The sequence below is a fragment of the Pseudoalteromonas sp. SG43-7 genome (genome assembly GCF_014164295.1).
Classification (GTDB): Bacteria; Pseudomonadota; Gammaproteobacteria; order Enterobacterales; family Alteromonadaceae; genus Pseudoalteromonas; species Pseudoalteromonas rhizosphaerae.
Genome location: NZ_JACJEY010000132.1, coordinates 1 through 1,719 on the forward strand (window position 1 = coordinate 1; position 1,719 = coordinate 1,719).

1 protein-coding gene is annotated in these 1,719 nt (G+C 47.1%); it reads right to left on the reverse strand.

Features of this window, described 5'->3' with window-relative positions; genetic code table 11:
* Positions 1-1,719: tandem-95 repeat protein (locus tag H5200_RS23055; protein ID WP_182762809.1), on the reverse strand; the 1,719-nt coding region annotated here is incomplete at both ends.

A 1,719-nucleotide genomic window follows, 5' to 3' on the forward strand; every position in this document is an offset into this window, starting at 1 on the left:
CTACCATCACTGTTTAAGCTGACACTACCAAATTGTGGTTGACTGACCAGCTCTGCGCTGAGTGTGTCGCCTGCATCATCATCGCTGGCGTTACTTAATAACCCGTTTGCAAGTGCCACGGTTAAAGTCGCGGCTTCATCGAGGTTAAACGCGAAGTTTTGCCCTACCGGCGCATCGTTGGTGTTGGTAACCTCTAATGTAAATGGCGTTAAACTGGCGCTATCTGTGCCATCGTTAACACTGATAGTAATAGCCGCGTAGCTGCCCACATCCTCGTTCTGTGGCGTGCCCGCTAATTCACCCGTGCTGGTGTCAAAGCTTGCCCAACTTGGCTTATTAATGATGCTGAAACTGAGGCTATCACCATCAATATCACGCACTGATGGCGTAAACTGATACTGACTGTCTTCGCTTACCGTGGTGTTCGGTGTACCACTGATTGTCGGTGCATCGTTAACGTTCTTAACGGTGAGATTAAAGCTACTCAATGCTGTAGTAATCGCGCCGTCTGATACTGAAATAATAATGTTGTTATTTACGCCGACATCATCATTACTTGGCATACCTGACAACTGCCCAGTGCTGCTATCAAAGTTTGCCCAGCTCGGCTTGTTGCTAATGCTAAAGGTTAAGCTGTCGCCATCAATATCGCTGGCTGTTGGGGTAAAGCTATAAGGCGTATCTTGATCAACATTTAATGCTGGAACACCACCAATCGTTGGTGCGTCATTGACGTTGATCACCGTTAAGTTAAATGCCGGTAAGCTCGCCGTACCCATGCCATCGCTGACACTGAGCACAATATTACTGTACACACCCACATCGCTGTTAACAGCGGTACCACTGAGCAACCCGGTACTGCTATCAAAACTCAACCAACTTGGTTTATTACTGATGCTAAAGGTTAAGTTATCGCCCTCGGTGTCAGTTGCCGTTGGCGCAAAACTATAAGTGATTTTCTCACTCACTGACACAGTCGGTGAACCGCTGATCACTGGCACATCATTAACACTGCTCACGGTCACTGTGATCACCGCTGGTGCTGAATCCACGCTACCATCGTTAGCAACAAAGCTGAAGCTATCGGTGCCAAAGAAGTCACTCTCACCTTGGTATATTGCTTGCGAGCCAGTCAATGTAACACGGCCATTTTGTGGCTGACTGCTTATTTGATACGTTAAGGTATCGCCTTCGATATCGCTGGCGGTAAGGTTGATAGTCAGTGGCGTATCTTCATTTACTGACACCGCTGCAGCGCTGGCAACAGGGGCATCATTTACAGCATTAACGGTTAAGTTAACACTAACAGGAGCTGAATCTAACGCACCATCATTGGCTACAAACGTGAAACTATCACTGCCGTTATAATCTGCCGCAGGTGTATACAACCAACTATCACTGCTTTGTTGAACTAGCGTTCCGTGTGCGACATCAGTATCAATGCGATAAGTTAAGCTGTCATTTTCGATGTCTGTCGCAAGCAATGTGATCAATAAGCTTGCATCTTCATCAAGGCTAAGGGTTTGCGTTTGTGCCACCGGCGCATCATTGACTGGGTTTACAGTCATGGTGACAGTAGCAAGGTTAGATATCGCGCCATTGCTGTCTTTAACTGTGTAAGTAAAGCTGTCGTCACCATAGTAATCTGCATTGGCGGTGTAAATGATTGCCCCCGTTGCGGTTACTTGAGTTTGCCCATTGCTTGGTGCACTGACAACC